The organism is Bradyrhizobium sp. IC3123 (assembly GCF_020193625.1).
Lineage (GTDB): Bacteria > Pseudomonadota > Alphaproteobacteria > Rhizobiales > Xanthobacteraceae > Bradyrhizobium > Bradyrhizobium yuanmingense.
The window spans coordinates 135,029-158,574 of sequence record NZ_JADYVF010000011.1 but is presented as its reverse complement, the minus strand read 5'-3'; the positions used below and the strand labels follow the sequence as shown (position 1 = coordinate 158,574).

General features: G+C 66.8%; 21 protein-coding genes and 2 riboswitches. Of the genes, 3 read left to right on the top strand and 18 right to left on the bottom strand.

The genetic code is table 11. The features are described 5' to 3' along the window. Nucleotides 1-4: 4 nt before the first annotated feature. Complete coding sequence (locus tag I6F20_RS29020; RefSeq protein ID WP_225128929.1) at nucleotides 5-667, top strand: aspartate/glutamate racemase family protein; 663 nt, start codon at nucleotides 5-7, stop codon at nucleotides 665-667. On the opposite strand, the gene I6F20_RS29015 is transcribed toward I6F20_RS29020, so the two are convergent. From I6F20_RS29015 to I6F20_RS28980, 8 genes are all read right to left on the bottom strand, one after another. Continuing rightward, the gene (locus I6F20_RS29015; RefSeq protein WP_225128928.1) at nucleotides 664-1,323 is read right to left on the bottom strand and encodes a flavin reductase family protein; all 660 of its coding nucleotides are present in this window, start codon (nucleotides 1,321-1,323) and stop codon (nucleotides 664-666) included. The genes I6F20_RS29020 and I6F20_RS29015 overlap by 4 nt on opposite strands. Before the next feature lie 5 nt (nucleotides 1,324-1,328). Beyond that, nucleotides 1,329-2,261 (bottom strand): N-carbamoyl-D-amino-acid hydrolase, encoded by a 933-nt coding sequence (locus I6F20_RS29010; RefSeq protein ID WP_225128927.1) that lies wholly within the window; start codon nucleotides 2,259-2,261, stop codon nucleotides 1,329-1,331. 103 nt (nucleotides 2,262-2,364) lie between these two features. Then, nucleotides 2,365-4,047 (bottom strand): long-chain-fatty-acid--CoA ligase, encoded by a 1,683-nt coding sequence (locus tag I6F20_RS29005; RefSeq protein WP_225128926.1) that lies wholly within the window; start codon nucleotides 4,045-4,047, stop codon nucleotides 2,365-2,367. Further along, nucleotides 4,044-5,339, bottom strand: coding sequence for an aminotransferase class III-fold pyridoxal phosphate-dependent enzyme (locus I6F20_RS29000; RefSeq protein ID WP_225128925.1), 1,296 nt, complete (start codon nucleotides 5,337-5,339; stop codon nucleotides 4,044-4,046). Before I6F20_RS29000 ends, I6F20_RS29005 begins: the two co-directional genes overlap by 4 nt. A 10-nt stretch (nucleotides 5,340-5,349) precedes the next feature. Beyond that, the gene (locus I6F20_RS28995) at nucleotides 5,350-6,930 is read right to left on the bottom strand and encodes a hydantoinase B/oxoprolinase family protein (RefSeq protein WP_225128924.1); all 1,581 of its coding nucleotides are present in this window, start codon (nucleotides 6,928-6,930) and stop codon (nucleotides 5,350-5,352) included. Beyond that, entirely contained in the window at nucleotides 6,927-8,936 is a 2,010-nt protein-coding gene (locus I6F20_RS28990; protein ID WP_225128922.1) for a hydantoinase/oxoprolinase family protein, read from the bottom strand. Before I6F20_RS28990 ends, I6F20_RS28995 begins: the two co-directional genes overlap by 4 nt. A gap of 463 nt (nucleotides 8,937-9,399) precedes the next feature. After that, on the bottom strand, nucleotides 9,400-10,836 hold the full coding sequence (locus I6F20_RS28985) for a PepSY domain-containing protein (protein WP_225128920.1): 1,437 nt from the start codon (nucleotides 10,834-10,836) through the stop codon (nucleotides 9,400-9,402). Nucleotides 10,837-10,848: 12 nt separating this feature from the next. Continuing rightward, entirely contained in the window at nucleotides 10,849-13,206 is a 2,358-nt protein-coding gene (locus tag I6F20_RS28980; RefSeq protein WP_225128918.1) for a TonB-dependent receptor, read from the bottom strand. A 115-nt stretch (nucleotides 13,207-13,321) separates the two neighbouring features. Beyond that, nucleotides 13,322-13,524, bottom strand: a riboswitch (cobalamin riboswitch). Between the two features lie 72 nt (nucleotides 13,525-13,596). Between I6F20_RS28980 and I6F20_RS28975 the strand changes: the two genes are divergently transcribed. Further along, nucleotides 13,597-14,169 (top strand): histidine phosphatase family protein, encoded by a 573-nt coding sequence (locus tag I6F20_RS28975; protein ID WP_225128917.1) that lies wholly within the window; start codon nucleotides 13,597-13,599, stop codon nucleotides 14,167-14,169. Here I6F20_RS28975 and cobT read toward each other — a convergent pair. From cobT to cbiE, 8 genes are all read right to left on the bottom strand, one after another. After that, complete coding sequence (cobT, locus tag I6F20_RS28970; RefSeq protein ID WP_225128915.1) at nucleotides 14,162-15,214, bottom strand: nicotinate-nucleotide--dimethylbenzimidazole phosphoribosyltransferase; 1,053 nt, start codon at nucleotides 15,212-15,214, stop codon at nucleotides 14,162-14,164. The genes I6F20_RS28975 and cobT overlap by 8 nt on opposite strands. Nucleotides 15,215-15,224: 10 nt before the next feature. After that, entirely contained in the window at nucleotides 15,225-15,974 is a 750-nt protein-coding gene (cobF, locus tag I6F20_RS28965; RefSeq protein ID WP_225128913.1) for a precorrin-6A synthase (deacetylating), read from the bottom strand. Nucleotides 15,975-16,020: 46 nt separating this feature from the next. Next, nucleotides 16,021-16,698 carry an energy-coupling factor ABC transporter permease gene (locus I6F20_RS28960; protein ID WP_225128911.1) on the bottom strand — a complete coding sequence of 226 codons (678 nt, stop codon included), beginning with the start codon at nucleotides 16,696-16,698 and terminating at the stop codon, nucleotides 16,021-16,023. A gap of 37 nt (nucleotides 16,699-16,735) precedes the next feature. After that, nucleotides 16,736-16,954, bottom strand: a riboswitch (cobalamin riboswitch). 45 nt (nucleotides 16,955-16,999) lie between these two features. Then, complete coding sequence (gene cobA, locus I6F20_RS28955) at nucleotides 17,000-17,731, bottom strand: uroporphyrinogen-III C-methyltransferase (RefSeq protein ID WP_225128910.1); 732 nt, start codon at nucleotides 17,729-17,731, stop codon at nucleotides 17,000-17,002. Next, nucleotides 17,728-19,038: a cobyrinic acid a,c-diamide synthase CobB gene (locus I6F20_RS28950; protein WP_225128909.1), complete on the bottom strand. Its 1,311-nt coding sequence runs from the start codon at nucleotides 19,036-19,038 to the stop codon at nucleotides 17,728-17,730. The genes cobA and I6F20_RS28950 overlap by 4 nt, the downstream gene beginning before the upstream one ends. Then, on the bottom strand, nucleotides 19,038-19,820 hold the full coding sequence (cobM, locus tag I6F20_RS28945; RefSeq protein WP_225111825.1) for a precorrin-4 C(11)-methyltransferase: 783 nt from the start codon (nucleotides 19,818-19,820) through the stop codon (nucleotides 19,038-19,040). The genes I6F20_RS28950 and cobM overlap by 1 nt, the downstream gene beginning before the upstream one ends. Further along, nucleotides 19,817-20,185: a cobalamin biosynthesis protein gene (locus tag I6F20_RS28940; protein ID WP_036023534.1), complete on the bottom strand. Its 369-nt coding sequence runs from the start codon at nucleotides 20,183-20,185 to the stop codon at nucleotides 19,817-19,819. Before I6F20_RS28940 ends, cobM begins: the two co-directional genes overlap by 4 nt. Further along, nucleotides 20,182-21,363: a precorrin-6y C5,15-methyltransferase (decarboxylating) subunit CbiE gene (cbiE, locus tag I6F20_RS28935; protein ID WP_225128908.1), complete on the bottom strand. Its 1,182-nt coding sequence runs from the start codon at nucleotides 21,361-21,363 to the stop codon at nucleotides 20,182-20,184. Before cbiE ends, I6F20_RS28940 begins: the two co-directional genes overlap by 4 nt. On the opposite strand from cbiE, the gene I6F20_RS28930 reads away from it, so the two are divergent. Then, nucleotides 21,362-22,108, top strand: coding sequence for a cobalt-precorrin-6A reductase (locus I6F20_RS28930; protein WP_074448201.1), 747 nt, complete (start codon nucleotides 21,362-21,364; stop codon nucleotides 22,106-22,108). The genes cbiE and I6F20_RS28930 overlap by 2 nt on opposite strands. Here I6F20_RS28930 and cobJ read toward each other — a convergent pair. After that, the gene (cobJ, locus tag I6F20_RS28925) at nucleotides 22,084-22,818 is read right to left on the bottom strand and encodes a precorrin-3B C(17)-methyltransferase (RefSeq protein WP_036005370.1); all 735 of its coding nucleotides are present in this window, start codon (nucleotides 22,816-22,818) and stop codon (nucleotides 22,084-22,086) included. The two genes, I6F20_RS28930 and cobJ, sit on opposite strands and share 25 nt — an antisense overlap. Further along, complete coding sequence (locus I6F20_RS28920; RefSeq protein ID WP_036023524.1) at nucleotides 22,815-23,546, bottom strand: precorrin-2 C(20)-methyltransferase; 732 nt, start codon at nucleotides 23,544-23,546, stop codon at nucleotides 22,815-22,817. The genes cobJ and I6F20_RS28920 overlap by 4 nt, the downstream gene beginning before the upstream one ends.

Below are 23,546 nucleotides of genomic sequence, written 5' to 3'. Positions count from 1 at the left end.
CATCATGTCCCGGCCGCGCATTCTCGTCATCAACCCGAACTCCAACCACAAGGTCACGCAGGGGCTGGAGGATGCGTTGAAGCCGCTCGATTTCGAGGGCGGGCCGGAAGTGGTCTGCCAGACGCTGGCCGAAGGTCCGTTCGGCATTGAAAGCCAGGCGGACGCAGACAGCGTTGCGATCCCACTGCGAAAGCTGATCGAAAGCGACAACAGCTCGGCCGCCTTCGTCATCGCCTGCTACAGCGATCCCGGGCTGCAGGTTTGCCGGGAAGGCACCGACCGCCCCGTGTTCGGCATCGCCGAGTGCGGCGTGCTGACGGCGCTTTCCCGCGCGGAGACTTTTGGCGTCATCGCGATCGCCCAGCGCTCGATCCCGCGGCACATGCGCTATCTCAGGCAGATGGGCCTGACCGACCGCTTTTCCGGCGAGCGGCCGCTGAACATGAGCGTCGCCGAAACCGCCTCCGGCGAAGGCACGCTCGCCAAGATGATCGAGGTCGGCCGCGCGCTGCGCGACGAGGACGGTGCCCGCGCCATCGTGATGGGCTGCGCCGGCATGGCGCGCCACCGCCGTGCTCTGGAAGACGCGCTGCGCATTCCCGTGATCGACCCGACGCAGGCGGCCGTCACCATGGCACTGGGTACAGTGCAGTTCTCGGCTCACTAGGCGTCCTTCAGCTCGTTGGTGTCCTGGCGCGCGAGCCATTGCGCATGGCTCTCGCGGACAAGGGCAAACGTATCCCGCTGCGTGGTGTAGAGATTGCCGAACATGCGGCCAATCGGCCGGTAAGCGTCGAGATCGACATACATGTTGGCGGTGTCGACCAGCCCCTCGCGGGCGTGAACCCGCAAGACCTCGGCGACCAGGAGCTCGCGATCCGGCGAGAAGGTCATCACGACATGGCGCCGGCATTCCAGCGCGAAGGGCGCCGCGGCGAGACGCGGCACCTTCACGTCGACCGAAGGTAGCGTCGCCAGGCCCGTCGCGGCGACCTCGCTGTCGCCGGAGGGGAAATCGACCGCGCAGTCGTTCATCGCGCCCGACAGCGCCTCGTCGACCATGTGCACCACGAACTCGCCGTCGCGATGGATGTTGCGGGTGGTGTCCTTCGGCGAGTGATCCGGCTTGTGCTGCAGCCCGAGCACGATCAGCGCCGGACTTTCGGAGAACACGTTGAAGAAGCTGAACGGCGCGGCATTCACCGCCCCGTTCTCATCCAGCGTGGTCACCAGCGCGATCGGCCGCGGCACCACGACGCCGCAAAGCAGCTTGTAGCGATCGCGCGGATCGAGTTCACGCAAGGATATGCCCTTGTAAGCCATCGGCGTCACGTCTCCGGCGGCGGCACCGCGCCGGTCTGGCTGGTGATCAGACCGTAATGCTCGATGCGGCGATGCCGGGCGAAATCGAAGATGGTGGTCTTGCCGAAGACCGTCGCATCGAGGTCGCAGGCATGGACCAGCACCTCGTCGTCATCCGTCTTGGCCTCGGCAACGATCTCGCCATTGGGATCGACGATCAGGCTGCCGCCGAACAGGGGATGACCGTCCTCGACGCCGGCCTTGGCGACGGCGACCACCCAGGTCGCGTTCTGATAGGCGCCGGCCTGCACCGAAAGGCGGTTGTGGAACAGGCGCTTCTCGACGCCCTCCTCGCTCTTCTCCGCATTCACGGACGGCGTGTTGTAGCCGATCAGAACCATCTCGACGCCCTGCAGGCCCATGACGCGATAGGTCTCGGGCCAGCGGCGATCGTTACAGATCGCCATGCCGATGATGCCGCCGAGCTCGCGCCAGACCTTGAAGCCGAGATCGCCCGGCTCGAAATAACGCTTCTCCAGGTGCTGATGCGAGCGCTTGCTGTCGTATTCCACATGGCCAGGCAGATGCACCTTGCGGTATTTGCCGACGATCCTGCCGGTTCTGTCGGTCAGGATCGCGGTGTTGAAGTGGTGGCCATCGGGCGTCAGCTCGGCATAGCCGAAATTCATCGCCATTCCGTGCTGCGCCGCGCGCTCGAACAGCGGCCTGGTCGCCGCGTTCGGCATTTCGCGCTCGAACCAGATGTCGAACTCGGCGCGGTCCTCGACGTACCAGCGCGGGAAGAACGTCGTCAGCGCCAGCTCGGGATAGACGATCAGGTCGGCACCCTTGCTCTTGGCTTCGTCCATCAGCGCGATCATGCGCTTGACCACGGCCTCGCGGCTGTCGGCTTTCTGAATCGGGCCCATCTGGGCGGCGGCGACATTGACGATGCGCATCAGCGAGTTCCTGGTGATGGCTGGGGGGAAGCGTCGGCTTGCAGGATCTTCCGCGGCGCCGAGCATAACGCGGCTCCGTGCCGATATTCCAGCCAAGCAGCTTTCATGCCGTCCGCCCCCATTCGGCATCCTGCAACAGCCGCCAGTTGATCTTGTTGCTGGCGGTGCGCGGCAGGGACTCGACGAATACGACGGCGCGCGGCGCCTTGTAGCTCGCCATCGCGCTGCGCGCCCAGCCGACGATGTCGCCCTCCGACGTCGTCGCGCGCGCGGCGTCATCGAGCACCACTAGCGCCTTTACGGTCTCACCGCGATAGCCGTCCGGCGCGGAAACGATGCAGCATTCCCGGATGGCGCGGTTCTGGTACATCGCCGCCTCGACCTCGGCCGGCCACACCTTGAAGCCGCTGACATTGATCATGCGCTTGAGGCGGTCGACGGCGAAGAAATAGCCGTCGGCATCGCGATAGCCGAGATCGCCCGTGCGCAGGAACCGCTTGCCGTCCCGTTCGATGAAGGCTTCGGCATCCGCCTCCGGCCTATTCCAGTAACCCTGCAGCACCTGCGGCCCGTGCACGATGATCTCGCCGACCACATTGCCGTCGAGCTCGATCAGGCTCTCGGGATCGATCACCCGGGCGTCGGTCTCGTGCACGGCGATGCCGAGGCACTGCCGCTTCGGCGCCGCCATCGGATTGAGGTGCGTCGGAGACATCGTCTCGGTCATGCCGTAGCCCTCGACGAAATCGAGCCCAAACCGCCCCTTCAGCCGTTCCGCGACGGCGGTCGGCATCGCCGCGCCGCCGCCGGTCAGCACCTTGAGCTTCGCAAAACATTTGTCGCGGAAGCTGGCGCTGGCGAGCACATCCACGATCATGGTCGGCGCAGCGTTCCAGAACGTGACGCCATAGGTCTCGAACAAATCCGGCAGCAGATCCTTGTCCCAACGCGCCATCAGCAGCAGCGTGGCGCCGGCGACGGTGGCGGCATTCATTGAGCCCTGCATGCCCGCGACATGGAACAGCGGCATGAAGCCGGTCATCACGTCGCTGCCATTGAGCCCATACCAGCGCGCTTGCAACACGGCGGTGAACAGCGCGCTGCGATGGGTGTGCATGCACGCCTTGGGCTTACCCGTCGTGCCGGACGTGTAGGGCAGGATCATGAGATCGTCCGGCCCCGCCTCCATCGCACCCGGCTGCAGGCCCTGCACTATCGCAGGCGACCACGAATACCAGCCCGGCGATGAAGGCGGCTCCAACGGCGCCTCGGTCACGCATGATGGCAGTGTGTCGGGCGTCGCGGCTGGAACTTCGTCGCGGTATTGCGCCACAATCGCATGCGTAATCGCCTCGCCCACAAGCGGTGCAAACACATCGCTTAGCTCGCTGCCGATGATTGCAACCCTGGCGCCGCTGTCCACGGCGAGATACGCGATCTCGGCGGTCTTGTTCATGGGATTGACCGGCACGATCACGGCGTTCGCCCGCATCGTCGCATAGTAAGCGATGACGTATTGCGGCGAATTCTGCAGCGCGATCATGACGCGGTCGCCGCGCTTCACTCCGCAAACGCCTTGCAGAAAGCCGGCCATGGCATCGACCCGGTCGCGCAGCTCGGCGTAGCTCAGGCTCGCCCCGTAGAACATTGTGGCCGGATGCGTTGGCCGTTCACCTGCCGCGCGCGCCAGCGCGTCGTAGAGCGTCCCCTCCGGCATCGCGAGATGCCACGGCTCATCCGCCGGCCAGGCCGGCGAACGACGAGGTGCTGCGTGGTCCGCGATCACCCGTGCTCCTTATCGGCAATTTCGAGGCCGTGGTCGAGCGCCTCGAGCAGCAGCGTCGCCTCGCGCTCGGAGATCACCAGCGGCGGCGCCAGGAACAGCGAGGTCTGCTCGCCGCTGGTGCCGATCACGGCTCCGGCTTCCAGTGCGCGCTCCGCGACGCGCGAAGCGATCGGCACCTCGGTGGTGTCGGCATGCCAGCTGCGCCAATCCGGGCCATGCAGCTCCACCGTCCAGTGCAGCCCCTGCCCGGCCACGCGCTGCACGCTGGGGTGCTTTTGCGCTATTGCGAGGAGGCGGCGGGTGAACAGCTTCTCTAGATTGTGCACGTGGTCCAGAATCCTGTCCTCACTGATGACCTTCAGATAAGCGCTCACCGCCGCCATGCTAATCGGATGGCCACGCAGCGTGCCGTAGTTCTGCCAGCTCGTGCCCTTCAGCCGCTCGACGATGTCTTTGGACACCACGACAGCGGCCACGGCCGCCGCGCCGCCGCCGAGCGACTTTCCGAGCGTCACGATATCGGGCCGGCTCTGCGCGCCCTGGAACGCGAACCAGCGCCCCGCGCGGCCCGCGCCGGTGACGACCTCGTCCGCGATCCAGTAAGAGCCGGCCTGCCGCGCGCAGCGCGCGACCTCGTCCTGATAGGCCCCGTCGTAATAGATGCCGCCTTGCGTATAGTCGATGATCGTCGCCGCCGTGTCCGAGAGCAGGCGCGGGGCGTCCGCGAGATATTCGCTGGGCGGGGTGTTGATGGCCGGCGCGCCATAGATCGCCCCATCCGGCGCCGGCAGGATCCGCACCGGCGCCATCGGTGCCGGTAGTTTCGAGCCGCCGGCGTGCACCGCAAGGCCACCGTGCCATTGCGGCTGCACCGTCATGCTGCGCGACAGCCCGGTGATGCCGTGATAGGCGCGCTCGCGCGTTGCCAGCGCCGAGCGCTGTGTCAGCGCCTGGCAGAGCGACAGCGCCATGTCATTGGCCTCGCTGCCGCTGATGCAGAAGCGCACCGCGCCGACCCAGTCCTCTTCGCCCATGAAGGCGATAGCCATCAGATCGTCGGCGGCCTGCTCGCGGCCGACCCAGGTCCAGCCTTCGTTGACGACGGGCGTATCGGCCGCGCGGCGGATCGCCTCCACCATTGCAGGATGGCGATGGCCGAGACCGCCGCCGGTATTGCTGCCGTCGATCAGCTTGCGGCCATCCGCAAGATGAAAGTAGACGCCCTCGCCGCCGACCACGGCCATCGGCGCGGCCTCGCCCGCATTCAGCCCGGTTCGCAACAATCTGCTCATCGCCACTGCCTCACTCCGCCGGAACGGCGCCGTAGCCACCGCCACCGCACATCTCGATCGTGACGAGATCGCCTTGCTGCAACACCAGGTTCGACTTGCCGTCGATGGCGACGTTGGCGCCCTGCCGGACCAGCGAGATGCGGCAGGCCTTGCCGGGAGAGCCGCCCTGCATGCCCCACGGCGCCATCACCATGCGTTCGACGCAGGTGGTCAGGTGCATCGAGGGCGCCAGGATGCGGTAGGTGCGGACCGAGCCGTCACCGCCGCGATGCGCGCCCGCGCCGCCGGAATTCCGGCGGATGGCCTGCTGCTCGAGCCGGATCGCGTAATTCGCCTCGATCACCTCGACCGGCGTGTTCGAGGTGTTGGACAGATGCACGCGGGTCGCGGACGTGCCGGCCCGATCGTGCCGCGCGCCTTCGCCACCGCCATGGACTTCATAGAGCATCTTCCACGACCCGTTCGGCCGCGGCTCGGCGAAGAACAGCACACCCGCGGTGGTTGCCCCGCCCGCGGACAGGCGCTCGGGAATGGTGTCCTGCATGGCACGGAAAATCGCATCGACGATGCGCATGGAGGTCTCGTGATTGCCGGCGGCAACGGAGGCGGTCCAGCCGGGCTCGAGGATAGAGCCCGGGCGCGTGATAATGGTCAGAGGGCGCAGCGCACCGGCATTCTGCTGCATGTCGCGTCCGCTCATGATGCGCGCGGCATAGGCGACAGCCGAGCGCGCCATGAACGGCGTGGTGTTGCAGAAATTGGAGACGCGATCGCAGCTTCCGGAGAGATCGAAGGTCGCTTCATCGCCGCGAATGGTGATCTTCACATGGATCCGTGCGGGTGCGTTGTTCGCGCTGCCGTCGTCAAGATAATCCTCACCCTCGTAAACGCCATCAGGAAGATCGCGCAGCGCCTCGCGCATCTCAATTTCGGAGAGGTCGTGCAGACGCGACTGCACCGCCATGAAGACCGCCTTGCCATGCTCGCGGCAGAGCTCGACGATGCGCCTCTCGCCGGCCTTGGTCGCCGCGATCTGGGCAAGGAGGTCGCCCTCGCAGGATTCGGCATCGCGGACATTGGCCTTGAGCAGCTGCACGATCGGCGTGTTGAGGCCGGCTGCCGTTGCGATCAGCACCGGCGGAATCCGCATCGCCTCCTGGAAGGTATCGACCGCCTTGGCGAAATAGCTGCCGGGCCAGGTGCCGCCGATGTCGGGCCAATGCGCGAGGCTGACTGCAAAGGCGACGATCTCGCCGTCGAAGAAGACGGGACGCACGACCTTGACGTCGTTGAGATGATTGCCGCCGAGCGCGCCGACATTGTAGATCACGACGTCGCCGTCGTTCAGGCCATCGCGCGGCATCACCTTCAACAGTTCGGGGATGGTGTAGGCCATCGCGCCGAGATGAATCGGAATGTCGCGGCCCTGCCCGACCAGGCCGCCGTGACCGTCGGTGATCGCGGAGGAGAGGTCGCCGGCCTCGCGCAAGAGCGGCGAGCGCGCCGAGCGCGTCATGACGAGGCTCATCTCCTCGGCCGCGGCGGAGAGCCCGTGCCTGATGACCTCGACGACGAACGGATCGAGCTTCATGCCGCCCTCCGCGTCAGGAACAGATTGCCTGATGTATCGGGCCTCGCCTGCCAGCCCGGCGGCACCACCACGGTCGACCAGGCGTCTTCGATGATGGCGGGACCAATGATGGTCTCGGTCAGCGAGGCGCGGTCGATGATTGCGGTCGGGATGTCATGGAAGCCGTCGAACGAGCAGCTGCGCGTGCCCGTAGACACCGCCCTTGCTGCCGTCGCGGGTCGGCTGACGACCGTCGTCGACGGGCGGCGCGCCTGCACGCGCACGGACTCGATGACACAGGGCTCACCGGTCGCATAGCCGAACAGCTCGTGGTGCCGCGTCAGGAAATCCTGCTTCAGCCTGGCGACGTCAAGCGGCAACGTGAAGGATACCGGAATGGCGTCATTCTGCGCCGCGTAGCGCATCAAGGCCACCAGCTCGACCTGGATCTCGGCCTTCGCAACATTGTTGGCGAGAAGCGGCGCCGAGGCATCGGCAATCAGGGCCTCGATCCGTTCCGAGACGCGCGCGAGATCGATGCCGTCAAGGGCGGCGCGAAGGGTCTGCTGCTGCAGGAAGCTGAAATCGGCGGTGAGGCAGCCCAGCGCCGAGAATGCGCTCGAGGCACTGGGCACGACCACCTCCGCAATGCCGTAGAGATCGGCAAGGCCCGCGGCATGCATCGGGCCGCCGCCGCCGAAGGCCAGCAGCGTGCAATCGCGCCCGTCGATGCCGCGCTCGACCGTGACGCGGCGGAGCGCGCGGGCCATGGTCGCGTTCGCGACCTTGATGATGCCGAGCGCCGTCTCCGTCAGGCTCAGCCCGAGCGCGCGGGCAATCGGCGCGATGACGCGCTTTGCGGCCGCGATGTCGATGCCGATGCGGTCGCCAAGCTTGGTCTCAGGATTGAGATAGCCGAGCACCGCATTGGCATCGGTGATGGTCGGCTCCGTGCCGCCACGGCCATAGCAGGCCGGGCCCGGCTCGGAACCGGCGCTCTCCGGCCCGACCGTCAGCCCGCCGGGACCGTTGCGCACGATCGATCCACCGCCGGCGCCGATCGAATGCACCGCGAGCATCGGCTGGCGCAGCGGCTTGTCGCCGAGCATGCGGCCGTCGGTCATCTCGGCCTGGCCGTCGACGATCAGGCACACATCCGTCGTGGTGCCGCCCATGTCGAAGGTCAGCATCCGCGCGCAGCCGAGCTGGCGCGCAATGCTGACCGACGCCGAGACGCCGGCCGCCGGGCCCGACATCGCCATCACCAGCGGACGCTGCTTCACCGCCGAAATCGGCACCATGGCGCCGGCGGAGTGAAACACCTGCAGGCCGGGCCCGATCGGCAGCCGCTGCTCCAGCTCGCTGAGATATTGAACCGCGATCGGCATCGCGGCCGCGTTGAACACGGTTGCCGAGGTTCGCTCATATTCGCGCGCCTCGGGATTGACCTCGTGTGAGAGCGAGACGTGAGCGACCACATCCTTGAGCCGCTCGCCCAGCATCTTTTCATGCACCGGATTGGCATAGGCGTGAAGCAGGGCAACCGCGACGCTCTGCACGCCGGTCCCCTTCACCCACGCCACCAGGCGTTCGACCTCCGCTTCCTCGAGCGCCTTCAGCACCCGCCCCTCATGATCGAGGCGCTCGGCGAGCCCAAAGCAGCGTTCAGGCGGCACCAGAGGCTGTGATTTCGGCGGAATGTCGAGCCGATAGAGATCGCGCCGGCGATAGCGGGCGATCTCGAGCACGTCGGCAAAGCCTTCGGTCGCGACCAGCGCCACCTTCGGCAGCCGGTTCTCGACGATCGCGTTGGTCACGCGCGTGGTGCCGTGGACGAAGCGCTTCACCTCGCTCTTGCGCAGGCCGACCGCCTCGATCGCCTCCAGCATCGCTTGCACCGGTGCGTCGGGGCGCGACGGCACCTTCGCAATCCGCGCTTCCGCGGAATCGCGCCGGATCGCGATGATGTCGGTGAAGGTGCCACCGATATCGGTGCCGACCTCCCAATGATTGCCGGGATCGCTCATCTGCACAATCAGCTACGCGTGACGTTCATCATCATTCCCTGTCATGCCATCACGTGCGAGCGTGCGACAGAGCGATGGCCGCGGGATAGGGTCAGAGTTGTCGCAAACCAAAGCGCTAGCAAGCCACCGGCCTTGCGCGGCGCAGCATCGGCTGCACGTTTCCGTGCAGCGCTGCTCGCGCAGAGAGCAGAAGGCCGCGAAGTCAAAATGTGCAGCGCACCCTTGGATTCTTCGAGGCAAATAGAAGCGCCCGTTGCACTGCAATCGGATCGCACAAGGCCGTTTGTCTAATTTGCAGGCGATCGGTCGGCGGTGCGGGAGACAGCACTGACCAAGAGCTATGCACGCAGGTCGGCTCAGCCTCTCTTTATTGTACGGTCGGTAAGCGAGGACATCACCGGCCGCTGGTGGATAACCCGGCGCGCCGAACGGGTCGCGCCGGGTACGGAGATTTCGCGACTGGCTATGCGCTCGCCAGCCGTGCTCGCAAGCGCCGCCAGCCGATGACGATGCCTGTGATGGAGAACATCAGCCCGAGCGTACAGAGCCCGACAATGAGAGCGTCACGCAGCCGCGCATGAGCCAGCAGAATCGGGAAATCAAGCGTGTGCAGCGCACTGTAAAGCCAGCGATAGGCGCGGCGCGACGGGTCCAGTCTTTGCAGCAGCTTGCCATCGGCAGCATCGACATCGAACCAGAGATCGCCGCAGGTCGTCCGGTAGACGGGGGCCCCCGGAAGTGCGGATTGCGCCGGATAGTCGTCGTTGCCGGCGAGCAGGAACGGTGCGGCACAGCCGGTGCCAAGGCGCGCCGTCAGGTCGCCGATCTCCTGCCTATCCAGGTATGACGCCGGTCCATCGCGCGGCGCGTCCCCTGCCCTGATCAACGCCTGACGGCCGAGACCAACCCGGTCGCGCCGATAGACATGGCCGTTGAAGGCGAACCATTCGACCTCGCGGGCCAACGGCGATATTGGCTGCGGATCGAGCGACGACGCGTCTCGCCAATCCGGCGCGGCGTTCACCACGCCGGCCTCTGCCGGCGTCAATTGCCCGCGCGAGAACAGGCGGCCGTGATCCATCGACAGCCAGCCGCTGAAGATCCAGGTCAGCACGAACACGGTCGCGACGAGACCGATGATGTGATGCAGGGCGTGCCAGCCCCGATAGGGCGACGAGAGCTGGCGTCCCCGCCTTTTCACACGCACGATTCCGAGCACCGCGCCAAGCAATGCCGCGATCAGGGCCAGCAGCGACAGCGTCCAGATCACGCCATCCCACAGCGCCCAGCTGCTGCGCAGAATTGTCGGATAGATCCAGTGCAGCACGCTGCCGGCCCAGTTCCACGCGCGCTCGCTGCGCCTCGTATCCAGGACGACTTCGCCGGTCAGCGACGAAACGTAGACCTCCGTTCCAGAGGCATCGCCGAGAGCGGCGCGAGACAAGGGGCGATGCCGATCAAAACCGTTCGGCACGCTCCATTGATCGTAATCCGACCGCGCGACGATCGCAGCGCGCACCGCCTCAAGCCCGCGCTGACGTGAATAAGCTTGCACGATGGTGAGCGCGACATCGGCTGATGTCACCGACGCGTCTCCTCCATCGGAGGCGCGAACCGCTCGCGAACCTGCGGAGCCCGAAACGACGTAGACCGGTCCATCGCTCCGCTGGATCAGCCGAACACGCGTGGCATCGGCAATCCCGCTCGCCGCAACGGCGTCCGCGACCGAGATCCTCATCCCGTCGCGATCGACCGGCACAAGTCCGGCAAATCGCTCCGCTTCCGTCAGCGACGGAAACGGGACGAAGTGCATGACGATCCCGCTCGCGAACCACATCGCGAACAGCAGGCAGAACGCGATGCCGAGCCAGCGATGCGTGAGGACGATCGCGCTCATCATGCGCTCAAGGCCTCACCATTTGAACGCGGCCGATATTTCATAGGTGCGCGGCGCGCCCAGGAGGATCTGGTCCGGATAGAACGGATCGCCCCAGATCGCGTAGCGCTTATCAGTGATGTTGCGGACACGGAAGGTCAGGCGGGCCTGGTCGACCGCATTGAACGCCGTCTTGGGGATGTCGACGAAGGCGTAGACGTCGGCCACGGTGTAAGCCTTCATCGTCACGACGTTGGCGTCGGTGTTGTAGCGGTCGCCGACATGACGGCCGGTGATGCCAAGCTCCACCGGCCAGGGCGTGAAGAACCGGTACGATGCGCCGGCGTTGGCGACGATACGCGGCACGTTTGGCGGCGTGTTGCCGGAGAACGAGCCGCCGGCAAAATTGTAGTCGGCATAGCGCGCATCGACATAGGCGATGTTGCCCCACAGCCGCAGCGGCTCGATCGGGCGTATCGAAGCGGCAAGCTCGACGCCTTTCGACTCCTGTCGTCCGGCGATGTTCAGTTGCATGCCGCCGGCGGCCGCATAGACGTTCTTGCGCAGGATGTCATAGGCCGAGAACGACCACTCCGCCCGATTGTCCCAGAACAGGTGCTTGACACCGGTCTCATAGGTGCGCGCGGTGGTCAGATCGAGCGGCTGGGTGGGCGAGAGCAGGAAGATGTTGTTGGCTGCGACGTCGGCGCTGGTGGCGTATTGGCTGAAGAAGGTGAGGCCGGGAACGGCCTCCCAGGTGTAGCCGATGCGCCCCGTGACCGGCGCCCAGTCTTTCGCGAATGGAAAGCCCGCCTTCTCCACACCGTTCTTATCGGTCGAGTTGCGGTCGAGCCCGATGTGCTCGACACGAAGGCCGCCGATCAGCGCGAAGCTGCGCGTCAGCTTGAGCCGGTCCTCGAATGACAGCGCCTCGTTGTCGATGCGCGCGGTCTGCTGCTGCGTCGTGAGCAGGCCGTAGAAACCGCGGTTGGGGTCGACCAGCGAAACGGAATCGCCGGGAAAGTTTGCCGCGCCGGGCCTGACGAAATCGAGATAGCTCGACGACAGCGTCGTGACCAGCCGGTTGTCGAAGCCCGCAATATTTGTATCCCAGATCAGGTCGGTGATGTTGCCGACCAGCCGCTGGCTGTGGGCGACATAGAAACGCTCGCGATCGACCAGGTTCGTGGTGGAATTGAACGCCTCGATCTCGTTATTGAACCAGGTCCGTTCCGCGCCATAGCCATAGGCCTGACTTTTCAGCGTGAGGTCAGGCGCGAGCTTCAGCTCGAAGCCGCCACGCAGCCACACTTCCTGCGCCACGTTGCGGTTATCGAGAACGTTGTAATTGGTGTTGAAGGTGCGGTCGTCGATGGTGACGGCACCGAGATTGGTTCCGTTGTAATTCGAGACGTAATTGCCGGAGACGATCCCCGTCGTCGCATGCGAACCGCTGAAGGTGATCGGCACCAGCGGCGCGCCCCAATAGGCCTTCGAGCGGTCTTCGCGATATTCGACCGCACCCCAGATCCTGAGGCTGTCGGAAACACGGTAGTTGAGCTGGCCGGACGTGCCGAACGTCTTGACATTGGTGTCATCGGCAAAGCCGTTGAGGGCGGAACGGCTGATATCGAAGCGATAGTCCAGTCCCTGCACATTGGTGCTGCCACCTGAGCCATAATGAGCACGGAACGAGTTCAGCGAGTCCCAGGAGAAATCGGCCTCGTTGCGGACAGCTCCGGTGTGCGGCTGCTTGGTGACGAAGTTGATGGCGCCGCCCGCGGCGCCCTCGCCCGAAATCAGCGAGGCCGGGCCCTTGAGAAATTCCACAGCCTCCAGATTGGCGGTGTCCACGATCCGCGAGGTCATGTTCTGCGGACCGATCTTGATGCCGTTGTAGAGCGTGTTGATCTGGCTGTTGGTGAAGCCGCGCATCGAGAAGGCGGAAGGTTCGGCGGGGTTGTCGCCGGAGGTGACGCCGACGGCGCCCTGCGCCACCTCGGACACGGTGCGATAGCCCTGCTCACGCATGGTTTCGGCGGAGACAACCTCGACGGTCGCGGGCGTCTGCCGCACCGTCAGGCCGAGCCGCGAGGCGCTTTCGGCCACGGCATTGGTGTTGAGCGGCGTCTGCACCGTCGAATCCGGCGTGACGGGTCTTGGCGCTGCGGATACAGCCGCCGGCCTGCGCGCTGCCGCGCGGCGCGCGCTCTGCGCCGTTCCTGCTGCCGGTTTGGCCGGCTTGCGGGCCTGGGCGGGCGACACCTCGACGGGTGGCAGTGACTCTCGGGCCTGCTGCGCCAGAGCGGCAGGCAGATCGAGAACCGCAAAGGAGGTGAACGCGGCGGAAAGCAGCAGGACGCGGCGCGGTCGTGCGATACGGATGGAAGACACAGGTACAAACCTCGGTATGACGTCAGTGGCACGTCACAGCGAACGAGGTTTCACCTTTGGCCTTGCAGCCGTCCGATGAAGCCGAATGTCTGTACTCCCCGACCGACATCTTCGCGTGTGACCACGGCTGACGGCAGGTCTCCTGGCTCGCGGGTCGTGACCGCTTCGTCGCCTTCCCGGGACCGAGGACCCAGTGGCTCGTGACGAAGGATTCACCGCTTACAGTTGCGGGGGCAGCCGCGGCATTGGGGACAATTTTCCCCGCACCGCATTCCCTTTTCATTCCCTCTCGGGAAAACCGTCGCGAGCATCTAGGATTACCACCAAGACAGAGTCAATGTGCCAGTTGCGGCGTTGTGGCCACAGCAAGCAATTTCCTTGGAGAAGAGCATGGAAGGCGAGACCTTCCTCTGGTTGATACGGCATGCAGCCGTCGCAGGCGTGGCGGGAACGATCCATGCGGCCGATGCGCGGGCCGACCTCGGCGATCATGCGGCATTGGCGGCTCTCAGGCAGCGCATGCCGCCGGATGTCGCCGGCTATGCCAGCCCGGCCCGTCGCACGGTCGAGACGGCGCGCGCGCTGGGGCTCGAACCGGAGCTGGTCAGCGAATTCGGTGAGCAGGATTTCGGCCATTGGACCGGCCATCGGCATGACGAGCTGGCCGCGACCGGCGGCGAGGCCTACGCGCAGGTCTGGCGCGATCCCGCGCACGGACGGCCGCCGAATGGCGAAAGCTTTGCGGATCAGGTTGGGCGCGTCCGCGTGGGCTTGTCGCAGATTGGCGCAGGCCCCGCAGCGCTGGTCGTCCATTCCGGGACCATTCGGGCCGCGCTCTGCATCGCACTCGACCTGACGCCGCAAGTCGCCTTGCGCTTCGTGATCGATCCGCTGTCGCTGACCCGGATCGACCGGCTCGCGGGCGGCTGGCGTGTCGTCTGCGTGAATCAGCGAGTCAGCTAGGCCGATCCGGCACGTTGGCCTGCGCGAACGTCGCCATGCCGTTGTGAAGTGCGCAAGCAGAGCGGACCAGCGGCAGCGCGATGGCGGCACCCGATCCCTCGCCAAGCCTGAGATCGAGGCTGATCAGCGGCTGCACGTTCAGCGCGCGCAACACCAGCCGATGTCCCTGCTCGGCCGATTGATGCGAGGGCAACAGGAACGGCTGGCAGGACGGGTTGAGGCGCGCCGCCGCCAGCGCCGCCACCGAGACGATGAAGCCGTCGATCAACACGGGAATGCGGCGTTGCGCGGCCGCGATGATCGCGCCCGAGATCGCCGCGATCTCGAGGCCGCCGACCGCGCACAGGATTTTTTCGGGCGACGCCCCCGCAACGCCGTGATGCGCGATCGCCGCGTCGATCACCCGCGCCTTGTGCGCGCGGCCCGACGCATCGACGCCGGTCCCGCTGCCCGCGATCTCTCCGGCGCTGACACTGAGCAGACTCGCGGCAATCGCCGCCGACGTCGTGGTGTTGCCGATCCCCATCTCGCCGAAGATCAAGAGATCAGGCCGGCCGGCCTCGGCGCGCACCACCGCGCGCTGGCCGGCCTCGAAGGCGAAGGCCAATTCCGCCGGAATGAGCGCGGCCCCGACACTGAAATCGCGCGTGCCGCTGCGCGGCTTGTCGGTGACGATTCCCGCCATCTGCTCATCGGCCAGCGTGCCGGCGTCGACCACCTCGAGGCTCGAACCCAGCTCGCGCGCCAGCACCGAGATCGCGGCGCCTCCGGCCGCAAAATTTGCCATCATCGCGATGGTGACGGCTTGCGGATAGGCCGACACGCCCTGCGCGACGATGCCGTGGTCGCCGGCGAAGACGATGATCGGCACCCGCGCGGCGCGCGGCTGCCCGGTCGCCTGCAAGCCCGCAAGCTCGATCGCGAGCTGCTCGAGCCGGCCGAGCGCGCCGGTCGGCTTCGTCAGTTGCGCCTGCCGCGCGATGGCCGCCTCGCGATCACCTTCGGAGACCTCGGGGCAGTTCTGATATATCCATTCGGGAAGCATGCTGCCTCGCTCAACGCCTGCGCTTGATGATATAGCTGTCCATGATCCAGCCGTGCCGCTCACGCGCCTCTTGCCGCAACGCGACGATGCGCGGGCCGACCTCGGCCAGCGCGCCGGACATGAGGATCTGATCGGGCATGCCGAGATAGGCCCCCCACCAGATGTCAAGCCCGGCCGGATCGAGCGACTGAAACGCCGTGCCGCCATCGAGCATCACGACGACGGTATCGACACCCTGCGGCCAGTCGCCTTCGCGCAGGCGCCGCCCCGTCGTGACCAGGAACGGCTCGCCGATATCGTTGAGCGGCAGCGCATGCGCCGCGCACAGCGCCTGGATCGAGGTGATGCCTGGCACAACTTCGATTGTCGGCAATGGATCGAGCCGCCGCGCAATGCGCAGCGAGGAGTCGTAGAGCGACGGATCGCCCCAGATCAGCAGCGCGACCTTGCCGCCACCTTCGAGGTGCCGTGCGATCGTCTGCGACCAGGTCGCGGCCACCGCATCGTGCCAATCGTCGACGCCCTTGCGGTAGTCCGCCTCGGTCGCATCGCGCACGGGAAGATCGAATTCGGCGATGCGCGTCGTCTTGTCGGTGAGCACGCCGGCGCAGATCGTCCGCCTGAGATCGGCAAGATCGGACTTCGCGGTCCCCTTGCGCGGAATCAGGATGAGATCGGCCGCGTTGATGGCCCGGGTCGCGGCGCGCGTGAGCTGCTCGGGATCGCCGCAACCGATGCCTATCAGGGAGAGCGTGAGCATCGCGAGCGCGACGGGCGGCCACGGCGGCCGCCCTTTCGCTGGTCTCTCAGGCCGCGTTGTGCAGGCGCGGCGTGACGAGGCCGGGCGCGGTGACGCCACGCAGCGACTTCGCCAGCGCCAGCACGGCGAGATCGGCGAGCGGCTCGATCACGATCACCAGCGCATAGGATCCGGCGAAGGCCGCGATGTTGGCGAGGTTGGTCGCAGCGAAGCCGGAGCCGTAGAGCGCCCAGAACGCCACCCAGGCGACGATGCCGGACTGGTAGGCGGTCGAGAGCGCCAGCGCCTGGCGGTATTGCAGATCGACGTAAGCCGTCTTGCGCGGAATGATCCGGCTCGCCAGCGCCTGGATCGCGAACAGCGGCACCAGAAGCGTGGTGACGTTCATGCCGTATTGCGGCAGATCGGTCGGCACGAACAACACGCCCTGGAGCAGCAGGCCGAACGCGAGGCCGAAGGCCGCAGGCGCAGCACCAAACAGCAGGAACAGGGTCGAGCCGAGGATGAAGTGCACCTCGGAGACGCCGACCGGGAAATGCGGCAGGACCTGGAAGAAAGTGAAGACGAGGCCCGTGGTGGCGAGCGTGCGCGCCGCGAACGAGCCGGCGCCCTGCTCTCGCACGGTCTCGACCGCAAGCTTCAAGGCAACGCCGCCTGCGGCGATGCCGGTTGCGTAACTCAATACGAGCTTGGCGCCCGTCACGATCTCGGGTTCGATATGCATGGCTCAATTCCTTCCTGCCGTCACACCCGACGGCCTTGGCCTCAATACGTGCACGGCCGGTCTCCTGGCTCGCGGTTCACTGGGTTCTCCGGCCTTCCCGGACCTTGCGGTCCAGTGGCGGTTCGGAGGCCCTCACCGCTTACAGTCGCGGGGGCGGCTGGGGTTTTGGGCGCCGCAACTGGGTCCGCCCATCCCCATTCCCGATTATGCTCCGGCGCTTTGCGCCGCGTCGAGCACCATGCCGCTCTTGTGTGCCCCTTTCGCATCGCGGGCGTCAAGGGGCGAACCGCTGCCGGAGCCGTCATGCCGGATATTCTCCTGCGAGCGCGCCGAACAGGATGACGGCAGCGGTGGAAGCGGCGCCGCCGCGTCCAAGCTGCTCGGCAAGCTCGGCAATCGTGGTGCGGACCAATCGTTCGTCAGATCGCCCGAGGGATTCGGCGAACAGCGCCGGAGTGTTGGGAGCGAGCCCGTGCGCGATCAATTTCGCGGCAAGCGCCGGAAAGGTGCGCCGGCCCATATAGACCACGGTCGTCGCCTCGGGATCGGCCAGCGCCGCCCAATTCAGATTGGGCGGCAGCTCGCCCGTGACGTCAGCGCCGGTGATGAACTGCACCCGGCGGGAGGTATGCCGGCGGGTCAGGGGAATACCGGCCTGGGCGGCGGCGACACAGGCGGATGTGACGCCGGGAACGATTTCGTAGCCGATGCCGGCCTCGCGCAGCGTTTCCAGTTCTTCCTCGAGCCGGCCGAAAATGCCGGCATCGCCGGACTTGAGCCGCACCACGCGCGCGCCGGTTGCGGCATAGTCGACCAGGAGACGGTTGACGTGGTGCTGCTTGGTCGAGGGACGCCCGGCCCGCTTTCCCACCGCAACGAGATTGGCGCCGGGCCGGGCGAGATCGAGGATCGCGCCGGAGGCAAGATCGTCATAGAGCACGACGTCGGCCTCGCGCAGCCGCGCCGCGCCTTTCACCGTGAGGAGTTCGGGATCGCCGGGGCCGGCGGAGACGAAAGAGACGAAGCCGCTCACCGGTCCTCCGCAATCAGATGGAAGAACGTGCCGGTGGCATGGCCACGGCGCGAGCCGGTCTCGGCAATGACCGTGCCGGTCGCATCGTGCACGACCGCGAGCGGCGTATCGGGCTGGGCGAGGATGGTCGAATAGTGGAACTCGTGGCCGCGCAGGCGCGCGCCAGGCTGATGCCCCGGCATCGGCGCAGCCAGTTCAGCAAGACGATAGCCGAGATGCATGCGGCGCTTGGCAAAGCTGGTCTCGAGGCCAAGCAGCCCCGCCATCTCATGGCTGATACCGTCGGCGTCGGTGAGGCCTGTGCCCAGCACCATATAGCCTCCGCATTCACCATGCACCGGCCGCGTCTCGGCGAAAGCGCGCAAGCCGCTGCGAAAGCGCGCATTGGCCGCGATCTTTCCCGCATGCAGCTCAGGATAGCCGCCCGGCAGCCAGCACACGTCGGCGCTCGCGTCGGGCGCTTCGTCGGCCAGCGGCGAGAACGGCGCGATCTCGGCGCCCGCGGCGCGCCAGGCTTCCAGCATATGCGGATAGACGAACGAGAACGCCGCATCGCGCGCCAGCGCGATGCGCTGGCCGGGCGGCCTCACGTTCAAGCCGTTCGCCACAGCTTGCGGCGACCATTGGCCTGCCGCGTGGAGCACCGCATCGAGATCGACGTGCTCGGCGACAAAGCGCGCGGCCTCGTCGATCAGCTCGCCGATCTCGGCCTGCTCCTCGGCCTGCACGAGGCCGAGATGCCGCTTCGGCAGGCTGATCTCGGCATGGCGCGGCAGCGCGCCAAACACTTTGATGCCGGCCTCCTTCAGCGCGCGCCGCACCAGATCCTCATGGCGCGGGCTGGCGACGCGATTGAGCACGACGCCCGCAAGGCGCACGCCGGCGCGGTAATCGCGAAGGCCGGCGGCGATCGCTGCCGCAGTCTGCGCCTGGCCGGAGGGATCGATCACCAGAACCACCGGCCAACCCAGCATCTCCGCGATATCAGCGGTCGCTCCCGTGCCGGAGACACCGCGCGCAGCGACACCGTCGAACAGGCCCATCGATCCCTCGGCGAGCACGACATCTGCATCGCCGCCACGGCTGACGAGATGCGCGATGGTGCTGCGATCCATCGCCCAGCTGTCGACGTTGACCGAGGCGCGTTCCGTGGCCGCGGCGTGGAAGGCGGGATCGATATAGTCGGGGCCGCTCTTGAAGCACTGCACGTTCAAGCCGCGCTTGCGCCAGGCGCGGGCGAGCGCCAGCGTCAGCGTCGTCTTGCCGACGCCGGAGGCCGGCGCGGAGATGACAAGGCTCGCCGGCATCACGACGCCTCCGGAAAGCGCGGCTCGGCACCGACCGGCCGGTAGCGGCGGTCGTAGTCGGCGGCATAGAGGCGGCTCTCGTCAAAATCGGCAGCGCCAAGCGTCTTGCCGACCAGGATCAGCGCCGTGCGCTCCATCTCGCCACCCACGAACGCACCGAGCGTTGCAAGCGTCGCGCGCACGATGCGCTGCTCCGGCCAGCTCGCGCGCCAGACGATCGCGACCGGGCAATCCGCGCCGTAATGCGGCGTCAGCTCGGCGACGACCTGGTCGAGCAGATGGATCGACAGGTGGATCGCGAGCACCGCGCCGGTCGCAGCGAACGCGGCGAGCTTCTCGCCCTCGGGCATCGCGCTGGCACGGCCCGGCGTGCGCGTCAGCACGACCGTCTGAGCAAGACCGGGCAGCGTCAGCTCAGCCTCCAGCGCGGCCGCGGCAGCCGAGAACGAGGGAACGCCGGGTGTCACCGAGTAGGGAATCCCGAGCGCACGCAAACGGCGGAGCTGCTCGCCCATCGCCGACCAGATTGAGAGATCGCCGGAATGCAGCCGCGCGACATCCAGGCCTGCCGCATGCGCGGCTGCGATCTCGGCGATGATCTCGTCGAGCGACATTGGCGCGGTGTTGACGATACGTGCGCCGGGCGGGCAATGCGCCAACACGCCTTCCGGCACCAGCGAGCCGGCATAGAGACAAACCGGACTGGCCGCGATCAGATCGCGGCCGCGCAACGTCAGCAGATCGGGTGCGCCCGGCCCGGCACCGATGAAATGCACCGTCATGGGCCGTCTCCTTCGGCAATCGCGGCGGTCGCGGTGCGATCCTGCGAGACAACCCGTGCTGCAATCAACCGCGCGCGCGGACCGGCGACCGCGAGCGCCGCAGCCTCGGCTACAGATCCGGTGCCAAATTTCTCCGCGACGAGCTTCGATTGCGTGGGCGTGTCGATGCCGGCCAGTGTCGCGGCCGGAACGGCCCTGATCGGCACGCCGCATTCACGTGCGAGTTGCTTCAGCGCCTCTATGTCGGCCTTATCGCTGACGGTTGCCATCGCCGCAAGCCCTTCCGCACCGCCCGCAGCGAGCAGCGCTTCACGCAGCGAAGCCAGCGTCACATCGCGCTTGAAGCCGAGTCCGGCGACCTTCATCGCACCACACTCCACTGCACCACGGGGCGTGCTGCCTCCCACGACCGATAGCGGCCGAGCGGGGCGGCATGCGAAATTTCGGCCCGCATCAGTTCGCCGCCGTGACGCCGATGCAGCTCGCCGAGCAGAGCTTCCGTCTCCAGCGTCACAGCATGCGCCACGAGCCGCGCACCCGGCGAGAACCGCGGCCAGATCGCATCAAATAACACTTCGTCGAGACCACCGCCAATGAAGACGGCATCCGCCGCTTCCAACCCGGCAAGAGCTTCCGGTGCCCTGCCCGTGACGACTGTGATCCGATGTGCCAAACCGAAGGCGGCTGCATTCTTGCGGATGTTCGCGGCGCGATCCTCGCGCGCTTCGACTGCACTCGCCGTCCCACCACACAGCGCCCACTCCACGGAGATCGAGCCTGAACCTGCGCCGATATCCCACAACCGTTCGCCGGGCCGCGGCGCCAACGCCGAGAGCGCGAGCGCACGTACCGGCCGCTTGGTGATCTGGCCGTCATGCATGAAGAGGTCGTCCGATAATCCCGAACTGCGGGGCATCCCCTGTCCGCCCTTCGCCTCGACGGCGACGGTGACCAGGTTTCCGGCGAGATCACCGGCAAGACTATCGGCGCGATATTCTGTGACGCTTTCGCGCGGGCCACCGAGGGCGGCGAGCATCCAGAAGGCCGAGGCGCCCCACCCGCGCTCGCTCAACCACCTAGCCAGATCGCCAGCCGCTTTCCCATCGCGCACGAGACAGATGATGCGCGCCCCTCGCGCCAGATGCGGACCGAGACGCTCGAACGGTGCGGCGTGAAGCCCGAGGCAGACGGTGGATTCGAGTCGCCACCCCAGCTGCGCGGCCGCAAGCGAGAAGGTCGAAGGTGCGGGATGCGCGATCCATTCGCCGCTATCGAGCTTCTCGGCGAGGCTTGCGCCAGCGCCATGCCAGAACGGATCGCCGGAGGCGAGCACCACCGTCGGCCTGCCGCGACAGCTCAGCACGACATTCGCATCGAACGGCACCGGCCATGGACGACCGCGGCTGCCAATTTCGGCAAGCGCAAGATGGCGCTCGCCGCCGAACACGGTTTCGGCCTTGGCAAGCGCCTTTCGGCTTGCCTCCGACAGCCCGGCAAGGCCATCTTCGCCGATACCGATGATGGTCAGCCAGGGCTCATTCATGATTCGCGCCCTCATTCTGGGCGGAACGGCCGATGCGAGCCTGCTCGCCGCGGAGATCGCGCGCGCCGGCATCGACGCCGTCTATTCCTATGGCGGCCGCACCCGCGCGCCCGCCGATCAGCCGCTGCCGACGCGCATCGGCGGGTTTGGCGGCGTGAGCGGGCTGGCCGACTACATCCGCCGCGAAGGCATCACGCATGTCATCGACGCGACGCATCCGTTCGCTGCCGAAATGAGCCGTCATGCGGTCGAGGCCTGCGCGGACACCAATGCGCCGCTGATCGCGCTGGAGCGCGCGCCCTGGACCAGGGTGTCCGGCGACAACTGGATCGAGGTCGCCGACGTCAACGCCGCCGTTGCGGCCCTGCCCGAGGTGCCGACAAACGTGTTCCTCGCCATCGGCCGTCAGCACATCGCGCCGTTCGCGGCCAAGCCGCAACATGCCTACACGCTGCGTTTCGTCGATCCGCCCGAAGCGTCGCTGCCCTTCGCGGCCGATGTGATCGTATCGCGTGGCCCCTTCACCCTCGACGGCGAGTTGGAGATGCTGCACACGCGCGGCATCGCCTGGATCGTCGCCCGCAATTCCGGCGGCGACGGCGCGCGCGCCAAGATCGACGCGGCGCGCATGCTCGGCCTTCCCGTAATCATGATCTCGCGACCAGAGCTGCCCGAGCGCCAAAGGGTCGAGAGTGTCACTGACGTGATGCAATGGCTCGGTCATTCTGCGCGCCTCGGCGCATAGACCCAGCGGCCGATGCGGCGCGTCTGCGAATTGCCGACGATGACAAGCGTGCGCATGTCGGCCATCTCGGGCGTCGCCTGGTTCAGCGTCACGATCTCGATCTTTTCATCGGCCGCGCTGATCGCGCGCGCGAAGATCATGAGACGCTCGCCGCAGCCGGCCTCGCGAAGCAGCGCCAGCGCACGGCCGAATCCTTCCGGGCGGCTGGCCGAGCGCGGGTTGTACATCGCGATGGCAAAATCGGCTTCCGCCGCGAGGCGCAGGCGTTTCTCGATCACTGCCCACGGCTTGAGATTGTCGGAGAGGTTGATCGCGCAGAAATCATGGCCGAGCGGCGCGCCGGCACGCGCGGCGGCCGCCAGCATCGCGGTGACGCCGGGCAGCACACGGATCGAAAGCTCACGAAATTCCGGCGCCTGCTCGAGCGCCTCGAACACGGCGGATGCCATCGCGAACACGCCGGGATCGCCGGAAGAGACGACGACGACCTGACCGCCTTCGGCGGCAAGCCGCAGGGCTTCGCTCGCGCGTTGCAGCTCTTCGCGATTGTCGGATGGATGCAGAGTGAGCCCAGGCCGCGGCGGCACGCGCGCGACATAGGGCGCATAGCCCAGAATGTCGGTCGCCGTCGCAAGCGCGGCGGAAACTTCCGGCGTCACAAGCGCGTCGCTGCCCGGCCCGAGGCCCGCGATGGTCAGTGTGCCTGTCATTCGGCGGCATCCAGATGCCGGCCCTTGCCGTGCACGAGCACGATCGCGAAATAGGGACAGTCGGCCGCATCGATCTCGGCGAGCCGCACCACGCGCTCGCCTGGCATGGTGCCACGCTCAACCAGCCAGGCATCGGCGAGCCGCCCGGCGGAGCTGAGCGCGCGGCGCACTTTTGCGAGATTGCGGCCGGTCTTCATGACGACCAGTGCATCGGAATCGCGCATGCGCCGTTCGAGCTCGGCCTCGGGCAGCGTGCCCATCAGCACCGTCGTCACGTCGTCGCCGAGCGCGATCGGCCGGCCGACGCCGTTCCAGCAGCCGACCATGCCGGGAATGCCGGCGATCACCTCGATCTCGACGCGGCCTTGCAGGCGCGTGTGCAGATGCATGAACGATCCGTAAAAGTAAGGATCGCCCTCGCAGAGCACGACGACGTCGACGGCGCGCGAAAGCCGCGCCAGGCGCTCGGCCCATTCGTCGTAGAAGCCGGCGAGCAGCTGGACATATTCGGGGCTGTCGAAAGCGATCTCCGTCGTAACAGGATATTCCATGGGATATTCGGTAACGCCCGCAGCCAGCATGCCATCGACGATGCGGCGCGCCTGACCGGGCCTGCCCTTCTTGCGAAAATAGGCGACGTGGCTAGCGCCCCGCACCGTACGATCGGCACGCACGCTCATCAGATCAGGATCGCCGGGGCCGAGACCGCAGCAGATGATGCGTCCCAT

Coding starts and splice junctions, on each gene's coding strand:
- I6F20_RS28930 (WP_074448201.1), top strand. CDS start 21,362: ATGATTCGCGCCCTCATTCTGGGCGGAACGGCCGATGCGAGCCTGCTC.
- I6F20_RS28990 (WP_225128922.1), bottom strand. CDS start 8,936: ATGAGCGATCCCGGCAATCATTGGGAGGTCGGCACCGATATCGGTGGC.
- I6F20_RS28940 (WP_036023534.1), bottom strand. CDS start 20,185: ATGAAGGTCGCCGGACTCGGCTTCAAGCGCGATGTGACGCTGGCTTCG.
- I6F20_RS29015 (WP_225128928.1), bottom strand. CDS start 1,323: ATGGCTTACAAGGGCATATCCTTGCGTGAACTCGATCCGCGCGATCGC.
- I6F20_RS28960 (WP_225128911.1), bottom strand. CDS start 16,698: ATGCATATCGAACCCGAGATCGTGACGGGCGCCAAGCTCGTATTGAGT.
- cobF (WP_225128913.1), bottom strand. CDS start 15,974: ATGCTCACGCTCTCCCTGATAGGCATCGGTTGCGGCGATCCCGAGCAG.
- I6F20_RS28995 (WP_225128924.1), bottom strand. CDS start 6,930: ATGAAGCTCGATCCGTTCGTCGTCGAGGTCATCAGGCACGGGCTCTCC.
- cobM (WP_225111825.1), bottom strand. CDS start 19,820: ATGACGGTGCATTTCATCGGTGCCGGGCCGGGCGCACCCGATCTGCTG.
- cbiE (WP_225128908.1), bottom strand. CDS start 21,363: ATGAATGAGCCCTGGCTGACCATCATCGGTATCGGCGAAGATGGCCTT.
- I6F20_RS29010 (WP_225128927.1), bottom strand. CDS start 2,261: ATGCGCATCGTCAATGTCGCCGCCGCCCAGATGGGCCCGATTCAGAAA.
- I6F20_RS28975 (WP_225128917.1), top strand. CDS start 13,597: ATGGAAGGCGAGACCTTCCTCTGGTTGATACGGCATGCAGCCGTCGCA.
- I6F20_RS28950 (WP_225128909.1), bottom strand. CDS start 19,038: ATGCCGGCGAGCCTTGTCATCTCCGCGCCGGCCTCCGGCGTCGGCAAG.
- cobJ (WP_036005370.1), bottom strand. CDS start 22,818: ATGACAGGCACACTGACCATCGCGGGCCTCGGGCCGGGCAGCGACGCG.
- I6F20_RS28920 (WP_036023524.1), bottom strand. CDS start 23,546: ATGGGACGCATCATCTGCTGCGGTCTCGGCCCCGGCGATCCTGATCTG.
- cobT (WP_225128915.1), bottom strand. CDS start 15,214: ATGCTTCCCGAATGGATATATCAGAACTGCCCCGAGGTCTCCGAAGGT.
- I6F20_RS29000 (WP_225128925.1), bottom strand. CDS start 5,339: ATGAGCAGATTGTTGCGAACCGGGCTGAATGCGGGCGAGGCCGCGCCG.
- I6F20_RS28985 (WP_225128920.1), bottom strand. CDS start 10,836: ATGATGAGCGCGATCGTCCTCACGCATCGCTGGCTCGGCATCGCGTTC.
- I6F20_RS29020 (WP_225128929.1), top strand. CDS start 5: ATGTCCCGGCCGCGCATTCTCGTCATCAACCCGAACTCCAACCACAAG.